Origin of the sequence: Paraburkholderia sp. GAS333, assembly GCF_050435665.1 — a bacterium.
GTDB classification, from domain to species: Bacteria; Pseudomonadota; Gammaproteobacteria; order Burkholderiales; family Burkholderiaceae; genus Paraburkholderia; species Paraburkholderia fungorum_A.
Genome location: NZ_JBNDKS010000001.1, coordinates 1,209,739 through 1,231,092 on the forward strand (window position 1 = coordinate 1,209,739; position 21,354 = coordinate 1,231,092).

Annotated in this window: 16 protein-coding genes; 7 read left to right on the forward strand and 9 right to left on the reverse strand. The window is 62.1% G+C overall.

The window, feature by feature from the left end; all coding sequences use genetic code 11:
- Positions 1 to 69: 69 nt before the first annotated feature.
- Genes ABH945_RS05455 through ABH945_RS05465 form a run of 3 tightly spaced genes read left to right on the forward strand, consistent with a single transcriptional unit; the run spans position 70 to position 3,004 of the window.
- Positions 70 to 1,260 (forward strand): ABC transporter ATP-binding protein, encoded by a 1,191-nt coding sequence (locus tag ABH945_RS05455; RefSeq protein WP_074764193.1) that lies wholly within the window; start codon positions 70 to 72, stop codon positions 1,258 to 1,260.
- Positions 1,257 to 2,186 carry an ABC transporter permease subunit gene (locus ABH945_RS05460; protein ID WP_074764192.1) on the forward strand — a complete coding sequence of 310 codons (930 nt, stop codon included), beginning with the start codon at positions 1,257 to 1,259 and terminating at the stop codon, positions 2,184 to 2,186. The genes ABH945_RS05455 and ABH945_RS05460 overlap by 4 nt, the downstream gene beginning before the upstream one ends.
- Positions 2,186 to 3,004 (forward strand): ABC transporter permease subunit, encoded by an 819-nt coding sequence (locus ABH945_RS05465; protein ID WP_074764191.1) that lies wholly within the window; start codon positions 2,186 to 2,188, stop codon positions 3,002 to 3,004. Before ABH945_RS05460 ends, ABH945_RS05465 begins: the two co-directional genes overlap by 1 nt.
- A gap of 243 nt (positions 3,005 to 3,247) precedes the next feature.
- On the opposite strand, the gene ABH945_RS05470 is transcribed toward ABH945_RS05465, so the two are convergent.
- Both ABH945_RS05470 and ABH945_RS05475 read right to left on the reverse strand, forming a co-directional pair.
- Positions 3,248 to 4,243, reverse strand: a complete 996-nt coding sequence (locus ABH945_RS05470) for an alpha/beta fold hydrolase (protein WP_429249936.1) — start codon at positions 4,241 to 4,243, stop codon at positions 3,248 to 3,250.
- Positions 4,244 to 4,302: 59 nt separating this feature from the next.
- On the reverse strand, positions 4,303 to 5,790 hold the full coding sequence (locus tag ABH945_RS05475; protein ID WP_429249937.1) for a flavin-containing monooxygenase: 1,488 nt from the start codon (positions 5,788 to 5,790) through the stop codon (positions 4,303 to 4,305).
- 178 nt (positions 5,791 to 5,968) lie between these two features.
- Between ABH945_RS05475 and ABH945_RS05480 the strand changes: the two genes are divergently transcribed.
- Entirely contained in the window at positions 5,969 to 6,652 is a 684-nt protein-coding gene (locus ABH945_RS05480) for a TetR family transcriptional regulator (protein ID WP_429249938.1), read from the forward strand.
- A gap of 98 nt (positions 6,653 to 6,750) precedes the next feature.
- On the opposite strand, the gene ABH945_RS05485 is transcribed toward ABH945_RS05480, so the two are convergent.
- From ABH945_RS05485 to ABH945_RS05500, 4 genes are all read right to left on the reverse strand, one after another.
- A complete protein-coding gene (locus tag ABH945_RS05485; RefSeq protein WP_429249939.1) occupies positions 6,751 to 7,926 on the reverse strand; it encodes a tetratricopeptide repeat protein in 1,176 nt (391 codons plus the stop codon).
- 130 nt (positions 7,927 to 8,056) lie between these two features.
- Positions 8,057 to 8,737: a PspA/IM30 family protein gene (locus ABH945_RS05490; RefSeq protein WP_074764186.1), complete on the reverse strand. Its 681-nt coding sequence runs from the start codon at positions 8,735 to 8,737 to the stop codon at positions 8,057 to 8,059.
- A 260-nt stretch (positions 8,738 to 8,997) separates the two neighbouring features.
- Positions 8,998 to 9,246: a hypothetical protein gene (locus ABH945_RS05495; RefSeq protein ID WP_429249940.1), complete on the reverse strand. Its 249-nt coding sequence runs from the start codon at positions 9,244 to 9,246 to the stop codon at positions 8,998 to 9,000.
- A 12-nt stretch (positions 9,247 to 9,258) separates the two neighbouring features.
- Positions 9,259 to 9,930 (reverse strand): hypothetical protein, encoded by a 672-nt coding sequence (locus ABH945_RS05500; RefSeq protein WP_429249941.1) that lies wholly within the window; start codon positions 9,928 to 9,930, stop codon positions 9,259 to 9,261.
- 493 nt (positions 9,931 to 10,423) lie between these two features.
- Between ABH945_RS05500 and ABH945_RS05505 the strand changes: the two genes are divergently transcribed.
- Entirely contained in the window at positions 10,424 to 12,910 is a 2,487-nt protein-coding gene (locus tag ABH945_RS05505) for a penicillin-binding protein 1A (RefSeq protein ID WP_074764184.1), read from the forward strand.
- 418 nt (positions 12,911 to 13,328) lie between these two features.
- Positions 13,329 to 14,180, forward strand: a complete 852-nt coding sequence (locus ABH945_RS05510) for a lipid A biosynthesis lauroyl acyltransferase (protein ID WP_253189673.1) — start codon at positions 13,329 to 13,331, stop codon at positions 14,178 to 14,180.
- 460 nt (positions 14,181 to 14,640) lie between these two features.
- Here the strand turns inward: ABH945_RS05510 and ABH945_RS05515 are convergent, their stop codons facing one another.
- The 3 genes from ABH945_RS05515 to ABH945_RS05525 are packed head-to-tail and all read right to left on the reverse strand — an operon-like array spanning position 14,641 to position 20,434.
- Complete coding sequence (locus tag ABH945_RS05515; RefSeq protein WP_429249942.1) at positions 14,641 to 16,158, reverse strand: efflux transporter outer membrane subunit; 1,518 nt, start codon at positions 16,156 to 16,158, stop codon at positions 14,641 to 14,643.
- Between the two features lie 2 nt (positions 16,159 to 16,160).
- Positions 16,161 to 19,292: an efflux RND transporter permease subunit gene (locus ABH945_RS05520; RefSeq protein WP_429249943.1), complete on the reverse strand. Its 3,132-nt coding sequence runs from the start codon at positions 19,290 to 19,292 to the stop codon at positions 16,161 to 16,163.
- Entirely contained in the window at positions 19,289 to 20,434 is a 1,146-nt protein-coding gene (locus tag ABH945_RS05525) for an efflux RND transporter periplasmic adaptor subunit (protein WP_429249944.1), read from the reverse strand. The genes ABH945_RS05520 and ABH945_RS05525 overlap by 4 nt, the downstream gene beginning before the upstream one ends.
- 218 nt (positions 20,435 to 20,652) lie before the next feature.
- Between ABH945_RS05525 and ABH945_RS05530 the strand changes: the two genes are divergently transcribed.
- On the forward strand, positions 20,653 to 21,270 hold the full coding sequence (locus tag ABH945_RS05530; RefSeq protein WP_074764181.1) for a TetR/AcrR family transcriptional regulator: 618 nt from the start codon (positions 20,653 to 20,655) through the stop codon (positions 21,268 to 21,270).
- Positions 21,271 to 21,354: the final 84 nt, after the last annotated feature.

Here is a 21,354-nt window from a genome sequence, read left to right on the forward strand (position 1 = left end):
AGTATCATCATGAAGCCCTCGGTGTCCGCCGGGGGCTTTGTACGTCAAACGCCGGAGTAATGCATTGTGATGAGTAGTGACCAGCCGGGCGCAGGGGCGGCAGCGCCCGCGTCGTCCCAGGGCCAGTATGTGAGTATCAGCGGCGGCGCGAACGCTGTGGGCAGCGACGCCGCGGACCAGTTCATCCAGATCGTCGACGTCGTCAAGAAGTTCGGCGACACGGTCGCGGTCAAGGGTGTCAGCCTGTCGGTGAAGAAGGGCGAACTGTTCGCGCTGCTCGGCAGTTCCGGCTGCGGCAAATCGACCTTGCTGCGAATGATGGCGGGACTCGAAACCGTGACCTCGGGCAAGATCCTGATCGACGGAGAAGACCTCGCGCAACTGCCGCCGTATCGCCGGCCGGTCAACATGATGTTCCAGTCGTACGCGCTGTTTCCGCACATGACGGTCGAGTCGAACGTCGCGTTCGGCCTGAAGCAGGAAGGCGTGCCGAAGGCCGAGCTGAACGACCGCGTGCAAAGCGCGCTCGAACTCGTGCAGATGGGCCGTTTCGCGAAGCGCAAGCCGCATCAGCTTTCGGGCGGCCAGCAGCAGCGCGTGGCACTCGCGCGTTCGCTGGTCAAACGGCCCAAGCTGCTGCTGCTCGACGAACCGATGTCGGCGCTCGACAAGCAGATCCGTCAACGCACGCAGATCGAACTGGTCAACATTCTCAACCAGGTCGGCGTGACCTGCGTGATGGTCACGCACGATCAGGAAGAGGCGATGACGATGGCCAACCGCCTCGCCGTGATGAGCGAAGGCGAGATCGTGCAGCTCGGCACGCCGCACGAGGTCTACGAGTATCCGAATAGCCGCTTCTCGGCGGGCTTTATCGGCTCGACCAATCTGTTCGAAGGTCATACGGTCGAAGACGAACCCGACTACGTGTTCATCGAAACACCGGACCTGCCGTGCCGCCTGTACGTGAGCCACGGCATTACCGGCCCGCTCGGCATGCCGGTGACCATCTCGGTGCGTCCCGAACGCATCGCGCTTACGCGCAAGCCGCCTGAAGGCGCGTACAACTGGGGCAAGGGCGTCGTCACGAATATCGCGTACATGGGCGGCTATTCGCTGTATCACGTGAAGCTCGACGGCGGCAAGACCGTGATCGCGAACGTGACGAGCCTCGCGCTGACCGAAATCGATCCGCCCACCTGGGGCGACGAAGTGTATGTGCGCTGGAGCGCGTCGGCCGGTGTGGTGCTGACGTCATGACACGCCTCATCCATTCGTTCGCCACGTGGCCGGTGCGACGCTTCAACCTGACGAGCCGCACGGCCGTGGTGGCGGGGCCGTTTATCTGGCTGCTGCTGTTTTTCCTCGTGCCGTTCCTGCTGGTCGTGAAGATCAGTTTCGCCGATCTGCAACTCGGCATTCCGCCGTACACGCAGCTTTCCAACTTCGCCGACGGCGCGATTCACATCACGCTCGACCTGTCGCATTACGCGTTCCTGCTGACCGACAGTCTGTATTTCGCGACCTATGTGAGTTCGGTGGTGATCGCGGCGATCTCGACGTTCCTGTGTCTGCTGATCGGTTATCCGATGGCGTACTACATCGCGCGCTCGAATCCGAAGAACCGCAATCTGCTGATGATGGCCGTGATGTTGCCGTTCTGGACCTCGTTCCTGATGCGCGTGTATGCGTGGATCGGCATTCTGAAGAACAACGGGCTACTGAACAATTTCCTGATGTCGATCGGCGTGATTCATTCGCCGATCGAGCTGTATCACACGAACATCGCGGTCTATATCGGCATGGTGTATTCGTACCTGCCGTTTCTCGTGATGCCGCTGTACGCGCATCTGGTGAAGATGGACATGACCTTGCTCGAAGCCGCGTACGACCTCGGCGCCAAGCCGTGGAAGGCGTTCTGGCAGATCACGTTTCCGCTGTCGAAGAACGGCATTATCGCGGGCTGTCTGCTGGTGTTCATTCCGGCGGTGGGCGAGTACGTGATCCCGGAACTGCTCGGCGGCGCGAATACGCTGATGATCGGCCGCGTGATGTGGAATGAGTTCTTCGACAACGCCGACTGGCCGATGGCCTCCGCGGTGACGTGTGCAATGGTGTTGCTGTTACTGGTGCCGATGGCGTTTTTCCAGCGCGCGCAGGCGAAGGCGATGGAGGAAAGGCGCTGATGAAGCCGAATCGTTTCTGGCAGTTTCTGGCTCTGGGTATCGGGTTTCTGTTCCTGTACATCCCGATCGTGAGTCTCGTCGTGTATTCGTTCAACGACTCGCAACTGGTCACCGTGTGGACGCGTTTTTCGACGCGCTGGTACGTGGCCTTGCTGCACGACGACGAATTGATCGCCGCCGCGTGGCTGTCGTTGCGGATCGCTTTGCTGACGGCGTTCGCATCGGTGATCATCGGCACATGGGCGGGTTTCGTGCTCGCGCGCATGGGGCGCTTTCGCGGTCTCACGCTATATACGGGCATGATCAACGCGCCGCTCGTGATTCCCGAAGTGATTCAGGGCATCTCGCTGCTGCTGCTGTTCATCGAAATGGGCAAGCTGCTTGGCTGGCCCGCCGAACGCGGCGTCTTCACGATCTGGATCGGTCACGTGATGCTGTGCATGTCCTACGTCGCGATCATCGTGCAATCGCGGGTGAAGGAGCTGAATCCTTCGCTCGAAGAAGCTGCGCTCGACCTGGGTGCAACGCCCGTGCGCGTATTTTTCTTCATTACATTGCCGCTGATTTCACAGGCGCTTGTGTCAGGATGGCTGTTGTCTTTCACGTTGTCGATCGACGATCTGGTATTGTCGGCGTTCCTGTCCGGCCCCGGTTCGACGACGTTGCCGCTGGTGGTGTTCTCGCGCGTGCGGCTCGGTTTGAACCCCGAAATGAATGCGCTGGCCACGCTGTTTATCGCCGTGGTCACGGTTGGCGTGGTGGCGGCCAACTTCTTCATGCAGCGGGCGGAGCGCAGGCGGGCAGTGCTGGCGGTCTAGTTTTCCGATGCCTCGTGCGATGCCGGTCGGGCATCGCACGAGGGGTCGCCGGTTGATTCAGGACTGCTCCGAACTCCTTCCATCTTCCCCTCGGCGACCATGATTCATTGTTTTACAAGCGCGTTTGCAGAGGCCTTTGCACGCGTCTCCGGCTGGGATCAGCTGTATTACCTGTGGGAAATGCTGGTCATGCTCTGGAAGCTTTTTCTCGGGCTTCTGCGCATGCTGGGCGGCGGCTAGGTTTTAAACCGGCGCCCGCTTTTCGTCTGCGCGCTCACTGCTGTTCATCGTATTCACATCCGGCGTGCCGAGAAACGCGCGCAGATCGGTCATCACGCGCTCGGGCGCTTCTTCCATCGGAATGTGACCGAGTCCCGCATACATCACCGACTTCGCGCCCGGAATGCGGCTCGCGAACTCTTCCAGATGCGCGGTCGGAATCCAGCGGTCCTTCGCGCCCCAAAGCACCAGCGTCGGCACATCGAGTGTCTTCAACACGTTAGTGTCGACTTCGGTGAAATCGAGCGTGGGCACCATCTTGCCGATCGCGGCGCGTGTGCCTTCGCCGTGGAAAAAATCGACGTAGCGCCGCAGCGTGACCGCGTCGATCTTGCGAGGATCGCCGTACACGTTGCGCACCGCGCTCTTGATGATCGCCTCGGGCAGCCACCATGGCGAACTGACGCGCACCAGCGCGCTATTGAACAGGTCGATGTAGATCGGCAGCTTCATCGGAAAGCCGGCGGAGTCGATCAGCACCAGTTTTTCGACTGCATTCCGATGACGGATCGCGTAGTCCCATGAAATCAGGCCGCCGAGCGAATTGCCGATAAAGGTCGCGCGTGCGATATCGAGCGCTTGCAGGAAGGTGTCGATGAAACGCCGGTAAGTCGGCAGATTCATCGTTTCGATGACGCCGCTGCTCGACCGCAGCGGACCCGTCACGCCGAACGGCGGCAGGTCGAGACGGATCACGCGATGCGTGCGTTTGAGTTCATCCGCAACCCGATTCCACGTATGCAGCGACGACGCGAAACCGTGAATCATCACGATCGTATCGCCGTGTCCTTCATCGACGTAGTGAACATCGGCGCCCATGATCTTCACGAACTTCGAGCCGCTTTGCGTGTACCGTCGACGCAGATCGGCGCGCGACACGCTGGTGATGCCCAGGCGCGCGGCGATGGAGCGCGAAGGCAGCGCGGTGGATGAGGACGTACTGGAGTCGATGCGGGTCATATTTTTGTCTCCCTTTTGATTTTCTCAAACGCAACGCTGCTTTTACGCGAGCGACTGCGCTATGGCGCAAACCGGTAATCGTCCGGCCGCACGCGCCGGGTGCGCTTACGGAAACTGAACGTGAAGCCCGGCCACAGCGCCGTCACCTTGCCGCTCTGTGTCTGATACCAGCTATGGCAACCGCTGGTCCACACGGAATGCTGCATATCCTTTTGCAGACGCGCGTTGAAATCACGCTGTACGTCGGGCCGCAAATTCATCGTGCGCGCCTTGCGCTTCTTCATCACGCGCAAACAGTCGGCGATGTACTGCACCTGCGACTCGATCATGTAGATCATCGAGTTGTGGCCGAGTCCCGTATTCGGGCCGACGATCATGAAGAAATTCGGGAAATTCGCGATGCTGGTGCCGAGATAAGCCTCGGGGCCGTCGCGCAGCCACATCGCGCCGAGGTCCGCTCCATCGAGGCCGGTCACGTCGAACGGCGCGCCAACATCGTTGACCTGAAACCCCGTGCCGCAGATGATCGCGTCCGCGTGACGATGCACGCCGTCGTCGGTCACGATGCCGTCAGCGACGATCTCGCGAATGCCGGAGGTCACCACGTCGACATTCGGCTGGGTGACGGCGCGGTAGTAGTCGCTCGACAGCAGAACCCGCTTGCAGCCGAGCCGGTAATTCGGCGTCAGCTTCGCGCGCAGCGCCGGGTCTTTCACGCGGCGTTCCAGATAGCTGAGGCCGAATTTCATCGGCAGCTTCATCAGCTTTGGGTTGATCACGAACGCGATCGCGCGCGATTCGAGTTGCCAGTAAATCGCGTTGCGTACGAAGTGCTGCGTGAACGGCAAATGGCGGAACAGCCAATGCGCGCGCGGGCCGACCGGCTTGTCCGGCTTCGGCATGATCCACGGCGCGGTTCGCTGGAACAGGTCGATGTGCGCAGCACGCGGCTGGATTTGCGGCACGAACTGAATCGCACTTGCACCGGTGCCGATCACGGCGATGCGTTTTTGATCCAGCGGATACGCGTGGTCCCAACGCGCCGAATGAAACAGCTTGCCTTCGAAGCGATCGAGCCCGGCAATTTGCGGCATGGCCGGACGCGACAAGGGACCGCTCGCGGCGATCACGATATCGGCTTCAACGGTTTCACGCGAACCGTTCGAGTCGATCTCGACACGCCAGATTCGACGCGTTTCATCGAATTGCGCCGACGCCACGCGCGCGTTGCAGCGCACATAGCGCTCCGCGTCATACTTGCGCGCGCAATGCTTCAGATAGGCGAAAATTTCCGCCTGGCCACCGAACGCACGCGACCACGCCGGATTCGGCTCGAAAGAAAAGGAATAGAGGTGCGAGGGGACGTCGCAAGCCGCGCCGGGATACGTGTTGTCCCGCCATGTTCCACCGATGTCAGCCGCCGCTTCGTAAATCGTGAACGACGTGATGCCCATCTGCTGCAATCGGATCGCCATGCCGATACCGGCAAAACCGCTGCCGACAATGGCGATGCGTGGCGCAGCGGGACGGGAAGGGGCAGGCGTCACAAAAGTCTCCGGCATGGGGTGGAATTTCAGATATTGCTCGTATTGGCAGACGTGCACACCTGTCTACCTGAGCATAAATCGCAGGGTAGACAACTGTACACTTCGCGTCAAGATCGTTTAGAGTGCTGCTATTAAACGCTACTGTTAAACGTACCTGTCGCACGGTGATTGAAAGCTCATGAAATCCGCCCCCGAAGCGGCGCTCGTCGCCGATCCAAGCCACGCCGTTGTGCGGGAATTGCCAGCGGGCAAGCGCAAGCTGATTGAAGCCGCGCTGCGTTTGACCGCGGGCGGACGCAGTTTCGCGAGCCTGGGTCTGCGTGAAATTGCGCGTGAGGCGGGGCTGAATCCGAATACGTTTTACCGTCATTTCAGCGCGCTCGACGATCTCGCGGTCGAGGCGGTCGAGTCGGTCAGCCGGCGTTTGCGGCCGATGCTGCGGCGTGAGCGCTGGCTCGCCGCGCACGACGAACCGCTGAGCGTGCCGCGTCGCGCGTGCGTGGCTTTTTTTGCGTTCACGCTGGAGAACCGGGCGGCGTTTCAGAGTGCGCTGGTCGAGTATCACGGCACGTCGCCGGCGTTGCGCGAGGCGGTGCGCGCGAATCTGCACGAGGTGTCGGCGGAAATGGCGGACGACGTCGTGCAACTGGCGCTGATGCCGACGCTCTCACGCGAAACCGTCGACGAAGTCTGCACGCAGATCGTGCTGCAACTGTTCCATCTGTCGGCGGAGTATATCGACGCGGACACCGCCAGGCGCGATGCGCTGATTGCTTATGCGGAGCGTTTTATCGTCAGGCTGTTTGCGGGTTCGATGCTGCTTGCGCAGCATGAGGCGGAGAGGGCGCAGACCTCGGGCTGAGATTGCGCGTAGGAAGACGCGCGCATAAAAAAAACAGGCTCCGTTCATCGTACGGAGCCTGTTTTTTATTTGAGCGGAGATTCTGCTTGCGGCGTGAATCAGGTATCCGTCCAGCCGCCCGAATCGTCGTTGCTGCCCATATCGATTCCGCCGCCTCCGCCGCCATCGCTCCAGTCGTTCGAGCCCTGGCCGAAGTCGAGGCCGCCGTTACCGTTGTCGTTACCACGGCGACGCGAATCATCGTCGACGATCACATCGCGCTCGACGACGCGCTCACGCCCCGAGTTCAGCGCTTCGCCCAGCAGCACGCCGGTCAGCAGACCGCCCATGCCGCCGCCGAAACCGCCGCCGCCCTGTTGCACGATGACCTGTTGAGGCTGTTGCTGATACGGTGCTTGCGGCGGATTGCCGAATCGTTCGGCTTCCTGCGCATACGACGACTGCTGGGTATTCGCGGACGCCGCATACGGATCGGGCTTGCCGTCCGCACGCGCACGCAGACTGCCGATGCGTTGTTCGAGTTCGTCGAGCTGATACGGCGGCAATGGGTTCTTGCCATTCGCCAGGCCTTCGACCACGCCGCGCAACTGATCTTCAGCCGCTTCGACTTCCTTCTCCAGCGCTTCGTGCCCAGGCGCAGTAGAGAGTTTCACGTCGAGCTTCAGCGAACGCACGGTGTTCAGCAACTCGGTGGCGCGCTTGAGTTGCACACGACGATCGTCGTCCGCGCGCGTGTCTTCCTGAGTGCGGGCGCGGCGCAGGGTCCAGCGCAGTACCAGCGCGATCACACCGATCAGAATAATGATGCCGATCCACATACCGACTCCCGGACCATGCCGTTGTTGCGCTTGCGACGCCATCGCCGATTGTTGCTGCACAGCAGGCGCATTCTGCTGCGCGAACGGATTCGCGGCGCGGGTAGTGTTGTTGCCATTGAGACCGCCCGCACGTTCCGCGTCGCGACGGACGCGCGCCTCGGTTTGTGCGAAACGGGTGGGATCGGTGAAGCGGATTTGCGGATCGAGCGTCTTGGCCTGCTGGATCTGAGCCAGTGCGTCGGCGTAACGGCCTTCGCGATCGAGAACCTGGCCATACAGATAATGCGCGCGCGCATTGTTCGGATGCGCCTGCAGCACTTCGCTCAGACCGGCATCGGCCTGCTGCCAGTTGCCTTGCGACATTGCCGATTCGATCTGCTGCGCGGTGGGCAACGCGAACGCCGCAGCCGATACGAACAGCGCTGAAGCGAAGGCGGTGGCGAGAAATTTTTTCATGTGCGGGCCGGGCGCGTGGCGCCCGTCTCCTTGAGTCGTTTCCGGTGGCCGTGTGTTGCAACGTACTGCTTCGGCCGGCATACCGGACGTCTGATGCAGACACAGACGCCGGTATGTACTGCCGACGCAATTACTGGGCCGGCGTGTTGAGCTGCTTCTTCAATGCCTCGAGACGGTCTTCGACGGACGGGCCGCGATTCAGATCCGCGAGCTTGTCGTCGAGCGCCTTGCCGCTTTTCTGGTCGGCGGAATTCAGGCGTGCGTCCGAACGTGCATTCGACAACGCCACCTTGTCTTCGAGCTTCTGAAAATCTTCGGACAGATTCTTGCCGCCGATGCCGCCCAACGCGGTGGCCGCCGTATCTTTGGCCTGCGCGATCTGCTGCTTTGCCTGCAGGATGTTCGAGCGTGCGTTCAGGTCGTTGCGACGGCTGCGCATGTCGTCGATCTGGCTCTTCAGTTGAGCAACCGACGGCTCAAGCGTAGTCAGTTCTTTCGTCAGCGCATCGCGTTCGGCTTCGGCGGTAGCTTGCGCGCCGAGGGCTTCGCGAGCGAGTGCTTCGTCGCCGGATTGCAGCGCGCGCTTCGCGCCGTCTTCGTATTTCTTCGCCTTGTCGGCCGCCACGTCACGCTTGCTTTGCTGCGTGGCCACCTGAGCCTGAATCTCGATCAGCGAATTTTCGGCTTTGCCGATGCTGTCGTCGAGTTCGCGCACGATCTGGCGCGAGTCGCGCGACGGGTCTTGCACGGAGTCGGCTGCGTCGTTCAGAAGACCTTTGAGCGTGCGCGAAATGCTGTCAAAAAGCGACATGAAAAACCTCCAGAGAATGGTGTCGGCGCTGAATATCTCACGCGCTCAACTACTTTCAACTGCTACTTTACGCCGCTGCGCGGGATGCTGCGCAACGTTCGGACCGGAGTTCGGGGCGTACTCTTCGATTGCAATAGCGAAACGATAAATTGTTCGATGAATGGTGAGTGGCAGTTGTAAATGTTGAAGTGAATGTTAAAGCGCGTGGTTGTCATTAAGCGGCTGGCGGATATTACACCATGGGCTTTCTTAATTTCGGCTTAAAGGGCGCGATGCCAGTGCTCACCACTTTGCATGCGCCGGGTGTCGATGACGTGACTGTGCGCGGGGTTGCGACACATCGGTAATTCGCGCTTAAACGGAGTTTCATCACCGAATACGAATAAGGCGCGACGATCTTTAATTGCTTTAGCTTGCAATATCGAAAGCTGATTCATCACTTGAATCAGGCAGCGACAATGTTGTGCTGTCGCCGCGTAAAGCGTGGCTTCGCAGCGGGCGAAAAACACGAAGGTTTTCGTTTAGGCGAAGCGGCCGCCTTCGGTGCTCGGATCGCCGAGCGGATCGTCGTCTTCGCGCTTGGTGTCGAGGCGCGGGCGCTTCAACACGCTGCGCAATTGCGCGTCGTTATCGGCTTGCGTGGGGGCGGGATCGTCGGCCGTTGCTCTGGCTGCGGCAACACGGGCAACGGCCTCGGCGGTCGCGGCGGCTTCCTCGTCGATTTCGGCGGCGAGAGCGGCGGCAATGCCTGCGGGAAGCAGCGGGGCAAACCCGGCCGGTTTGAGCGTGTCGGGCAATACTTTTGGATCGGCTGCGGAGCGCGCCGCCGGATGGGCCGTTTCCGTGGAATTGACGGAAGCGGTCGTTGCAGCGTCGTCGGCCGATAGAGGTGCGTGCGCGTCGGCTTCGCTGTCGTCGCGTGGCTGCAGTGCCGCCGGCAATGCAGCGCGAGCGTGCCGCGTGCCGCGCGCCACCCGCTGCAACGCCGCGTTGAGCGCATCCGGCGCGCGGGGCGCGCGCAGCCGGTCGACGATGCTCGCCGCCTTCACCTGTTCGCTAGTGGCGCCGAAGCTGAGCACCGCGCGCCTCATCAGTTCGCTGACGCTGATGCCCAGATTCTCGGCAGTGGCGGTGATCGCGCGTTTCTGAGCGGTCGTGACGAAGACGACGATACGCTCACTGGGCTTGTTCATGATCGGCTCGCATACTTGTTGGCATTGGCGGGTCAAGGCGTGCATGTGGCATACGCCGTCGCGCGTTCCGGTGTCTTTGCACGCGTCGGTCCATCATATGACGAGTTGCGCCGATGCGGAACGGGCGTCGCGTGAAAATCCCGTGACATCAACGAGTTGTAGCGTTTCCTCGGCATTTGTCCACAGGCCTGCGCACAGTTTCTGTTGATAAGTCCCGCGCGCCGCCCGGGGCGGGTTTGTGCGTACCAGGAAATACAGCCGCGCGCGCCGCGAAGGGAATTCTTACAAAAAAACTAGCTTGGACCGTGCTTGATTTCTTTAAAATGCGCTGTTACGTTGCGCCGGGCAAGCTCCCTGGCGTGCCGTGCGGCTGGCCGGGGGCTGAGGGCCGCGCGGTGATTCACGCCTCAGGCTACGATGCTCGATCACGACCCATGCGCGCGCCATGAGCGCGGGCAGAAAGGCGTTCAGTTATGCGCCCACTATTCCAGTCATGCCAATCATCAAACGACCGCATTCCTCCCATTCTCCGGCCGGTGAAGACCGGGACTCCTACCAACGCACTCCAGGACGCGACGCCGAGCCCGCGCGCCGTTCGATCGGCTCGACGCTCGTCATCTGGTTTGTCAGCCTGGTCGCGACGCTCGCGGTGGTGGGCGCGCTGATCGTCGGCTATGCGCTCGTGGTGATGGGGCCGCAACTGCCGTCGCTCGACGCGTTGACCGACTATCGTCCGAAGGTGCCGCTGCGGGTCTACACCGCCGACCACGTGCTGATCGGCGAATTCGGCGACGAGCGGCGCAGCCTCGTGCGCTTCGAGGACATTCCCGACCAGATGAAAAAAGCCGTGCTCGCGATCGAAGACTATCGCTTCTACGAGCACGGCGGCGTCGACTTCCTGGGCATTCTGCGCGCTGGTTTCGCCGATCTCGCGCACGGTGGCGCATCGCAGGGCGCGAGCACGATCACGATGCAGGTGGCGCGCAACTTCTTCCTGTCGAGCGAAAAGACCTACACGCGCAAGATCTACGAAATGCTGCTCGCGTACAAGATCGAGCGCGCGCTGACCAAAGACCAGATTCTCGAGCTGTACATGAACCAGATTTATCTGGGCGAGCGCGCCTACGGCTTCGCATCGGCTGCGCGCGTGTACTTCGGTAAGGATCTGAAAGACATCACGCTGGCCGAGGCCGCGATGCTCGCGGGCTTGCCGAAAGCGCCGTCCGCGTATAACCCGGTCGTCAATCCGAAGCGCGCGAAGATCCGCCAGGAATACATTCTGCGGCGCATGCTGGAGCTGAAATACATCAGCCAGGAGCAGTACGACCAGGCGGTGAAGGAAGAGATTCACACGCGCAATCCGGGCAACGAGTACAGCGTGCACGCGGAGTACATCGCCGAAATGGTCCGGCAGATGATGTATGCACAATACAAGGACGAAACTTATACGCGCGGTCTGAACGTCACGACCACGATCGATTCCGCCGATCAGAACGCTGCTTATCTGGCGGTGCGTAAAGGCGTGATGGACTACGAGCGGCGCCACGGTTATCGCGGGCCGGAAGGTTTCGTGCAACTGCCCGCGCCGGGTGACGACCGCGATCAGACGATCGACGACGCGCTCACCGATCACCCGGACAACGGCGAGATCATCGCTGCCGTCGTGACGGACGTGAGTCCGAAGCAGGTCAAGGCGCAACTGGTCGACGGCACCCAGGTGACGATCAGCGGCGACGGTCTGCGCTTCGTCGCGGGCGCGCTGAGCGCGCGTGCATCGGCGGCGACGAAGATCAAGGAAGGCTCGATCGTGCGCGTGGTCGCCGACGATAAAGACAACTGGCAGATCACGCAGCTTCCGCAAGTGGAGGGCGCGCTGGTGTCGCTCACGCCGCAGGACGGCGCGATCCGCTCGCTGGTGGGCGGCTTCGACTTCAACAAGAACAAGTTCAATCACGTGACGCAGGCATGGCGTCAGCCGGGTTCGAGCTTCAAGCCGTTCATCTATTCGGCGGCGCTCGACAAGGGTCTCGGACCGGCCACGATCATCAACGACGCACCGCTTTACTTCCCGCCGAGCACGCCGGGCGGCGACGCGTGGGAGCCGAAGGACGACGACCAGCCGGACGGTCCGATGCCGATGCGCCTCGCGTTGCAGAAGTCGAAGAACCTCGTGTCGATCCGCATTCTGTCGTTCATCGGCACCAAGTACGCACAGGACTTCGTTACGCAGCGTTTCGGTTTCGACGCCGACAAGACCCCGCCGTATCTGCCGATGGCGCTCGGCGCGGGGCTCGTCACGCCGCTGCAATCGGCGGGTGCGTATTCGGTATTCGCGAACGGTGGCTACCGGATCAACCCGTATCTGATCAGCGAAGTGACGGACGCACGCGGTCAGCCGCTGTCCAAGGCGCAGCCGTTGACGGCGGGTCGCGATGCGCCGCGCACGCTCGAACCGCGTAACGCCTATGTGATGAACAGCCTGCTGCATTCGGTCGCGACGGCCGGCACGGGCGCGGGCACCAACGTGCTGCATCGCTCGGACCTGCAGGGCAAGACGGGTACGACCAACGACGCGAAAGACGGCTGGTTCGCCGGTTATCAGCAGTCGCTGGTGGCGGTCGCGTGGATGGGTTATGACCAGCCGAAGAGCCTCGGCAGCCGTGAGTTCGGCGCGCAGCTCGCGTTGCCGATCTGGGTCGAGTACATGCAGCGTGCGTTGCGCGGCGTGCCGCAGGCGGAGATGGCGCAGCCAGACGGCGTGACCTCGGTCGACGGCGAGCTGTTTTTCACGAACATGACGCCGGGTAACGGGTTTGTCGCCAGCATCGGCCTCGATTCGGCGAATCCGACCGCAGGTGCGACCGATGCAGTGGGTGGTGTCGGCCCGGCGGGCATGACGCCGCCGGTGGTGCCGCCGCCGAGCGTCTCGTCGAACGAGAAGAAAGAGATCATGGACCTGTTCGAGTCGAACAAGCCTTGATGCCTGATGCATCGATGCATGCGCGTACTGGCTTCGGCCAGGCGCGCATGCAAGTTTTTGAAAGCAGCACCAAACCCTGCCCAGTAAGGCTTACGAAGCGTAACGCCGGCAGCCGTCCAGCAGTTTTTGTTCCCGGCATTCGCGGTGTGTTTTAATCACGCCTGCGGTGCATTCACCCAGGGTCCCTGACAGGACGCCCGATTCCTAAACGGGATCGGCCTCGGCACCACAGCGTCCCGCCGCAAGCGGGGCGTCCCTCTTCAGAACGCGCAGCGCAAGACCCGGTTTGACGCGCGCACGGTTCACCTTGCTCGTCACCTCGCTCGCTGGCAATGTTGAAATTGCCGTGTCCGGTGTGTTCACCATCCAGCATCCACCGGGTTCCAGCCTTGTGAAAAGTCGAATTCTCATCTGTCTGATGACAGGTCTGTTGCGCGCGTTTGCGTTCCTGCCGTATGGGGTCGTCGCGCGAATCGGTACGGGTATCGGCGCACTGCTGTACCGCATTCCCAGCACACGCCGACGCGTCGTGCATACCAATCTGAAGCTGTGTTTTCCCGATATGAGCGACGACGCGCGCGAACGTCTCGCGCGCGCGCACTTCTGTCATGTGATCCGCAGTTATGTCGAGCGCGGGCCGCAATGGTTCGGCAACGCGCAGGCGCTGGCGCGGCTTGTCGAAGTCGAAAGCGCGATCGATCTCGACGATGTGCAGGCCCAGCCGACGATCTTCGTGGGCTTCCACTTCGTCGGCATCGAGGCGGGTTGCATGATGTATTCGACGCGTCATCCGGTTGCATCGCTCTATACGCCGATGTCGAATCTGCTGCTCGACGCAATGGCGAAGCGCCAGCGCGGCCGTTTCGGCACGGAGATGATTCCGCGCAGCGACAGCGTGCGGCGCGCGTTGCGGGCGCTGCGCGAGGGCACGCCGGTGATGCTGGCAGCCGATATGGACTTTGGCATGCGCGATTCCGTATTCGTGCCGTTTTTCGGCGTACCAGCCTGCACGTTGACGTCCGTCTCGCGGATGGCGCGGGCGGGCAATGCGCGCGTGGTGCCGTTCGTGACGGAAGTGCTGCCGGACTATCGCGGCTACAAGCTGACTATTTTCGACGCGCTGAGCAACTTCCCGTCCGACGATGTATCGGTCGATGCCCGCAGAATTACCGAGTTTCTGGAAACGCAGGTAAGACGGATTCCTGATCAATATTATTGGGTGCACAAACGCTTCAAGAATCGTCCGGCGGGGGAGGCGGGGGTTTACTGATGCCGTTGCTGTGCGTGGCAGTGAGCGCGTCTGTGGCTGAATCCGGTGCGCGCTCAAGCACTTAGGTGGAATTTCCGGGCGTTATCAACAGGGCTTTCAACAAAATCTGTGGATAAGCAGGCCCGCCAAAGCGGGCATTTTCCCGCGCATCAGGTCACCAGATTGACTCGCTTTGTTTCCACCAGGTCTTCGGGCAGCAAAGCGAATCGCATCAAGCACTTACACGACACCTGTTGAAGTTATCAACAGATCTGTCAACAAAATCTGGGGATAACGTTGAGGCATCCCTGGCTTTCGATCCAGCGAAAAAATAGCCTGGCAGCCCCAAATGGTTCATTCTGAACCGCCTGGGTAAATCCCAGTCTGCTCAACGTGTTAGCCGGGTTATCAGAAAGTTTTCAACAGGTTCGTCAACACAAACTGGGGATAACTCGACTGCCTTCAGTACGGAATCCCAGGTTTAGTTGCTAATTCCAACTGTCGATTTAGCCCCCGCGTCAGCCGCCTTCACACCTTGAACATCGTCAACCGGTGGATTACCCATCGCCTGGAATAACGCCGCCGTGTCTGTCAAACGTGCGCTCGTATAGCGGATTTCATCGAGTTGCGCGTTACGGAATTGCTGCTCGCCCGAACGTACCGACGACTCTGGCAACGCACCCAGCTTATAGCGTCCCGATGTCTCGACGAAAATGCCGTGCGCCGAGCGCGCGGCGATGTTCGCGGCGTCGAGCGCCTGTGCGTCATGTTGAAGCGCGGCGAGGCTGTCGGCGACATTCTGGAATGCGGCCAGCACCGTTTGCCTGTATTGGGAGACGGTTGCCTCGTACGTGTCCTGCGCCGCGCGACGCTGCGCAAACAGCGCGCCGCCATGAAACAGCGGCTGTGACAACGATGCACCGATGCTCCAGATCGCTCCAGCACCGGAGAGCGCCACGGGCCAGCTAAAGCCGCCCTGGCCCATCGCCGCGCTCAGCGACAGGCTCGGGAACATCTGCGCAGTCGCCACGCCGACGTCGGCAGCCGCGGCTTTCAAAGCGGCGTCGGCGGCCTGGATGTCCGGCCGTGCGCGCAACAACTCAGACGGCACCACGACCGGCACCTGCTCGGGCACATGCAATTGCGCAAGCTCGAGGTCGTCCGGTGCGGCGTCGGGCGTACGGCCTAGCAGGACAGCCAGCGCGTGGCGCGTGGTCAGCCATTGCTGTCTGAGCCCAGGCAGGCTCGCGGACAGGCTCGCCGCGCTTTGCTCCGCATTCAACTGATCGCTGTGCGAAACCGCGCCCAATGCGTAACGGCGCTGCGTGTCGCGCGCCTGTTCGTTGGCGAGGGTCACGAGCCGCTCGGTGGTGTCGATCTGCGCGTGCAGTGCGGCGCTGGTGATGGCCGCCGTCACGATATTGGCCGCGAGCGCGCGCCGTGCCGCGTCGAATTGATACGCCTGCACGTTCACGCGTGCGGCCAGTGCGGCGTCGGCCAGACGCGCGGCGCCGAACAGGTCGAACGTGTAATGCACCTGCAACTGGCCGACAAACACGTTGTAGAGCAGCGTGCTCGGTCCGAGGTCGGGAATGGTCAGCGCCCGGTTGCGGGTCGCCTGGCCGCCTGCGTCGATGGTCGGCAACATCGAACTGCCGACCTGCGCGCGCAATTGCTCGCGTGCGGCGGCGAGGCTTTTATCGGTGGCGGCGAGCGTCGGGCTATTGCGCAAGCCTTCGTCGACCAGCGTGTTCAACGCGTCCGATTGATACAGCTTCCACCATTCGGGAACCGGCTTCGCGCCGGTCACAAACTGCTGCGTGATGCCTTGCGCGGGGACGGTTTGCGTCGGTTGCGCTTCGGCGCCGTAGTGCGCGGGTTGCGGCATCGCGGGCGGCTCGCCGCCTGGTCCGAACGAGCAGGCCGCGAGCATGCAGGCGGCAACCAGCAAGGAGAGTTTTCCAAAGCGCGGCTGCTGGAGAGTTGCCAAAGTCACCATGCTCAATTCCCCGTATGCGTCGCGCCGGACGTTGTCGGCGGCTCGCGCTCGTCGCCGCGCACCCTGAACGATGCGGCGTACAACGCGGGCAGATAGAACAGCGTCAGGATCGTCGCGCTCGTGATGCCGCCCATCAACGCGGTCGCCATCGGGCCGAAAAAATTCGAGCGCAACAGCGGGATCAGCGCGAGCACAGCCGCAGCGGCAGTGAGCGTGATGGGCCGGAAACGCCGCACGGTCGCACCGACAATCGCGTCGAACCGTTTGTGCCCCGACGCGATGTCCTGCTCGATCTGATCGACCAGAATCACCGAGTTGCGCATGATGATGCCGAACATCGCGATCACGCCAAGCATGGCGACAAAGCCGAACGGCTGGCCGAACAGCAGCAGCGTGATGACGACGCCGATCAGCCCGAGCGGCGCGGTCAGCACGACCATCAGCACGCGCGCGAAGCTTTGCAGCTGGATCATCAGCAAGGTCAGCACGGCGATCACCATGATCGGAATTTGCGCGTAGATCGAGGTTTGGCCCTTGCCGCTTTCCTCGACCGAGCCGCCCACTTCGATCCGGTAACCAACCGGCAGCGTGCCGCGAATCTGGCCCAACGCGCGGTCCACCGCATGCGTGACGTCGATGCCTTGCGCGCCGCCGGTAACGTCGGACTGTACGGTGATGGTCGGCTGACGGTCGCGCTCCCAGATCACGCCGTATTCGAGATCGTTGCGCAGGTGGCCGAGCGTGCGGAGCGGCACCGGGCCGTTGGGCGTCGGCATCGCGAGCGTGACGAGCCGCGACGGGTCGACGCGCTCCGCTTTCGGCGCCCGCAGATCGACGCTGATCAGCTTGTCGCGCTCACGGTATTGCGTGACGGTGTAACCGGAGAGCGTCATCGCGAGGAAGCTCGAAATGTCTTCGGAACTCACGCCGAGTTCGCGCGCTTTCGTCTGATCGACTTCGAAGCGCACCGAGCGTTCGGCGGGTTCGTCCCAGTCGAATTGCACGTTGCTCGTGCCGCGCGTGGCGCGCATCGTCGCGGCGACGCGATCGGCGATGGAGCGCACGGTGGCGATGTCGTCGCCGCTCACGCGGAACTGCACCGGATAACCGACGGGCGGCCCGTTTTCCAGCCGCGACAGACGCGTGCGAATCGCCGGGAAGTTGTCGCGCAATTGCGGGTCGAGCCACTGCGCGAGCTTCTCGCGATCCTTCACCGACTTCGCCGTAATCACGAACTGCGCGAAATTGGGCTGCTGCAATTGCTGGTCGAGCGGCAGATAAAAACGCGGCGCACCGGTGCCGACGAAACTCACCGTGTGATCGATTTCAGGCCTTCCCACAAGGGTTTTTTCGAGGCGTTGCGCCTGACGCAGCGTGGCTTCGAACGAAGCACCTTCGGGCAGACGCACGTCGACCAGCAATTCAGGACGGTCCGAACTCGGGAAGAACTGTTGCGGCACGAGCGTGAAGCCCGCCATGGCCAGCGCGAACAGCACGACGGTGATCGCGAGCACGATGAAGCGCCGCTCGATACACCAGCCGATCCAGCCGCGCAGACGCCTGTAAAAGCGCGTGTCGTAGATATCGTGTTCGTGGTCGTCGGCGAGATGCGCTTCGTGCGCTTCGCGTTTGCGTTCGGGCAGCAGATGAAAACCGAGCAGCGGAATCAGCACGACCGCCGCGAGCCACGAAGCGATCAGCGCGATCGCCGAGACCTCGAAGATCGAGCGCGTGTATTCGCCGGTGCTCGATTTGGCCAGCGCGATCGGCAGGAAGCCGGACACGGTGACGAGCGTGCCGGTCAGCATCGGAAACGCGGTGCTGGTGTACGCAAATGCTGCCGCCCGCGTGCGGTTCCAGCCTTGCTCCAGTTTCACCGACATCATTTCGACCGCGATGATCGCGTCGTCAACCAGCAGTCCAAGCGCCAGCACCAATGTGCCGAGCGACACCTTGTGCAAACCGATATCGAACAGATACATGCACAGTGCCGTGACGGCGAGCACGACCGGGATCGAGATCACGACCACCATGCCGGTGCGCACACCGAGCGACACGAGGCTGACCACCAGCACGATCGCGACGGCTTCGGCGACAGCTTCGAGGAAGTCGTCGACCGAACGCGCGACCGCGTGCGGCATGCTCGACACCTCGACCAGATGCAGGCCGACCGGTAACGCCGCGCGCAACGGCCCCATCTGCTGATCGAGCGCCTTGCCGAGGCGGATCACGTCGCCGCCATCCTGCATCGTCACGCCGATGCCGAGCACGGCCTTGCCGCCGAAGCGCATCTGCGTGACGGTCGGGTCGTCGTAACCGCGCTTGATGGTCGCGATATCGCCGAGACGGAACGAGCGGTTGTTGATGCGGATCAGCGTGTCGGCGAGCGCGTTGACGTCGTTGAACTGGCCGGTGGGGCGCACGAACACGCGGTCGTCGGTGGTGGTCAGCGTGCCGGCCGGCGCGACGCTGTTCTGCGAGTTGATCGCCTGGCCGAGTTGCTGTGGCGAGATGCCGAGACGCGTGAGTTGCGTGTTGGCGATCTCGATGTAGATGTGCTGGTCGGGGTCGCCGAAATAATCGACCTTGCCGACGCCCGGCACGCGCAGCAGCACCGTGCGGAGCTGGTCCGCGTAGTCGTGCAGTTGCGCGGGCGAAAAACCGTCGCCTTCGAGCGTGTAGATGTTGGTGTAGACGTCGCCGAATTCGTCGTTGAAGAACGGGCCTTGAATGCCTTGCGGCAAGGTGCTCGCGATGTCGCCGACTTTCTTGCGCACCTGGTACCACGTTTCGGGTACGTCCTTGACCGGCGCCGAGTCTTTCATCGAGAAGAACATCAGCGATTCGCCGGGGCGCGAGTAGCTGCGCACGAAATCGACGGCGGGCGTTGCCTGCAGCGTGCGGCCGATGCGGTCCGTCACCTGTTCCTGCACCTGCCGCGCGGTCGCGCCGGGCCAGAACGTGCGGATCACCATCACGCGGAACGTGAAGGGCGGGTCTTCGGATTGGGCGAGCCGCGAGTACGCGAGGATGCCGAACGCGGTGGCAAGCGCGATCAGGAAAACGACCAGCGCCTGGTGACGCAACGCCCACGCGGACAGGTTGAAGCGTCCCTCTTCATGGGGCGTGCTCATGAAGCGAAGTCCTCGGGATGCAGCGGCGCGATCACGCGGACTTTTTCGCCAGCGCTCACCGTATGCACACCTTGCAGGACGACGCGTTCACCGTCGCTCAGCCCCTGACTGACGACGACGGTGCGCTCGGTATAGCGGACCACGGTGACGCGGCGCAGTTCGAGCGCATTGTCGTTGGCGCGCACGATCCATACGGCCGGTTGCTGGCCCTGGTGGAACAACGCGGTGACGGGCAGCGTGAACGAACCGTGCTGATCCGCCTGACCGTTCGACGATGACGGTGATGAGATCGGCGCGATGTCGGCGGTCATGCCAAGACGCACGTCCGGGCTGGGCTGCAGGAGCGTAAGACGCGCGCGATAAGTGCGGCTTTGCGGATCGGCGGCCGGCGACAATTCGCGCACGCGCGCCGTGAACTTGCGCCCCGGCAGCGCCGCGAGCGTGACGTTCGCGCTTTGTCCGATGGCGAACGAGGCCAGCGCGCTCTCCGGTACGTCGCAAATCACGTCGACGTCGCCGCTCCACGCGAGGTTGTACACGGCCTGACCCGCGGACACGTTTTGCCCCGTGTCAGCCTGTTCGCCCGTAATCACGCCGTCATGACCGACGACCAGCGAGGTGTACTGCAACTGGTTCTTCGACAACGCTACCTGCTGCTGGGCCTGATCGCGCTGTGCGAGCGCGGAAGCGTAAGCGTTGGTGGTCTGTTCGAGTTGCGCCTGCGAAATCAGATTCTCTTTCGCCTGCGCCTGGTCGCGGTCTAGCTGCTGTTTCGCGAACACCAGGCCGTGCTGCGCGGCGTCGAGTTGCGCCTGCGAACTGGCGGCATTTTTCTGCGCGTCGGCGGGATCGAGTTGGGCGACGACCTGACCGGCTTTCACGACATCGCCGAGACGCACGCGCCGCTCAATGATCTTGCCGTTGACGCGAAACGACAGCGGCGTCGAATAACGCGCCTGTATTTCGCCGGGCAACGACGCGGCCTGCATCGAATTGCCGTCCGCATGGACGGCAAGCGCGACAACCGGGCGCGGCTCGGGAGCCGCCGCTTCCTTCTTCGAACACGCGCTGATTACAACGAAACCTGCCATCGCAAACACGAAGGCGGAGCGCTTCAAAAAGCCGCGGAACTGCTGGCGCATCGGCGACGATGCGGGAAAACCGGGACGCTTCACAATTACCCCAACAGGAGACAGCGAACGAACACGGCAAGCCGCAGCGGCCCGCCAGCAAAGGCTTGTAAGCGGATTATGCAATTCGCATACACGTCTGACTTCGAATGACGTTTTGCATTCTAATACACACCTGTATTTGAATGTCGAAGTGAATTGGAATTCTTTTCGGTGCTAGACTGGCGCCCATGAAACGGCAACGACTGACCCGCGAGCAGAGCAAAGACCAGACGCGCGAGCGCCTGCTCGATGCTGCGCAAGCGATTTTTATGAAGAAGGGCTTTGTCGCGGCGAGTGTCGAGGACATCGCCGGGGCGGCAGGTTACACGCGCGGTGCGTTCTACTCGAACTTCCGCAGCAAGAACGAACTGTTTCTCGAACTATTGCGGCGCGATCACGAGACGATGCAGGCAGGCTTGCACGCGATCTTCGAGAGCGCGGCGTCGCGTGAGGAAATGGAAACGCGCGTGCTGAACTACTACAGCAACCTGTATCGCGAGAATAAATGCTTTTTGCTGTGGGTCGAGGCAAAGCTGCTGGCCGTGCGCGATGGTCGCTTCCGGCTGCGTTTCAACGCATTCATGCACGAAAAGCTGGAGCAGTTGGGCGCTTATGTCCGCGAATTCTCGGCGCGAGTCGGCACGCCGATGCTGATCGAGCCAGAGCAACTGGCAATCGGCCTGATGGGTTTGTGCGACGGCGTGCAGTTTTTTCACATCATCGATCCGCAGAATGTGCCTGCGGAGATGGCCGAAAAAGTGCTGGCGGGATTTTTCGCGCGTGTGGTGTTCGGGCGCGATGCGTGAGCGGGGAGTCCGCTCGCGGAGCTGCCTTTAGTTGCAGCGTGGCTGGGTGCGCCTGGCCGGTGATTTTCCGCGGGCGATATCGAA

Coding starts and splice junctions, on each gene's coding strand:
- ABH945_RS05455 (WP_074764193.1), top strand. CDS start 70: ATGAGTAGTGACCAGCCGGGCGCAGGGGCGGCAGCGCCCGCGTCGTCC.
- ABH945_RS05530 (WP_074764181.1), top strand. CDS start 20,653: ATGAAACGGCAACGACTGACCCGCGAGCAGAGCAAAGACCAGACGCGC.
- ABH945_RS05520 (WP_429249943.1), bottom strand. CDS start 19,292: ATGAGCACGCCCCATGAAGAGGGACGCTTCAACCTGTCCGCGTGGGCG.
- ABH945_RS05470 (WP_429249936.1), bottom strand. CDS start 4,243: ATGACCCGCATCGACTCCAGTACGTCCTCATCCACCGCGCTGCCTTCG.
- ABH945_RS05485 (WP_429249939.1), bottom strand. CDS start 7,926: ATGAAAAAATTTCTCGCCACCGCCTTCGCTTCAGCGCTGTTCGTATCG.
- ABH945_RS05500 (WP_429249941.1), bottom strand. CDS start 9,930: ATGAACAAGCCCAGTGAGCGTATCGTCGTCTTCGTCACGACCGCTCAG.
- ABH945_RS05505 (WP_074764184.1), top strand. CDS start 10,424: ATGCCAATCATCAAACGACCGCATTCCTCCCATTCTCCGGCCGGTGAA.
- ABH945_RS05465 (WP_074764191.1), top strand. CDS start 2,186: ATGAAGCCGAATCGTTTCTGGCAGTTTCTGGCTCTGGGTATCGGGTTT.
- ABH945_RS05460 (WP_074764192.1), top strand. CDS start 1,257: ATGACACGCCTCATCCATTCGTTCGCCACGTGGCCGGTGCGACGCTTC.
- ABH945_RS05525 (WP_429249944.1), bottom strand. CDS start 20,434: ATGCGCCAGCAGTTCCGCGGCTTTTTGAAGCGCTCCGCCTTCGTGTTT.
- ABH945_RS05510 (WP_253189673.1), top strand. CDS start 13,329: ATGACAGGTCTGTTGCGCGCGTTTGCGTTCCTGCCGTATGGGGTCGTC.
- ABH945_RS05480 (WP_429249938.1), top strand. CDS start 5,969: ATGAAATCCGCCCCCGAAGCGGCGCTCGTCGCCGATCCAAGCCACGCC.
- ABH945_RS05490 (WP_074764186.1), bottom strand. CDS start 8,737: ATGTCGCTTTTTGACAGCATTTCGCGCACGCTCAAAGGTCTTCTGAAC.
- ABH945_RS05515 (WP_429249942.1), bottom strand. CDS start 16,158: ATGGTGACTTTGGCAACTCTCCAGCAGCCGCGCTTTGGAAAACTCTCC.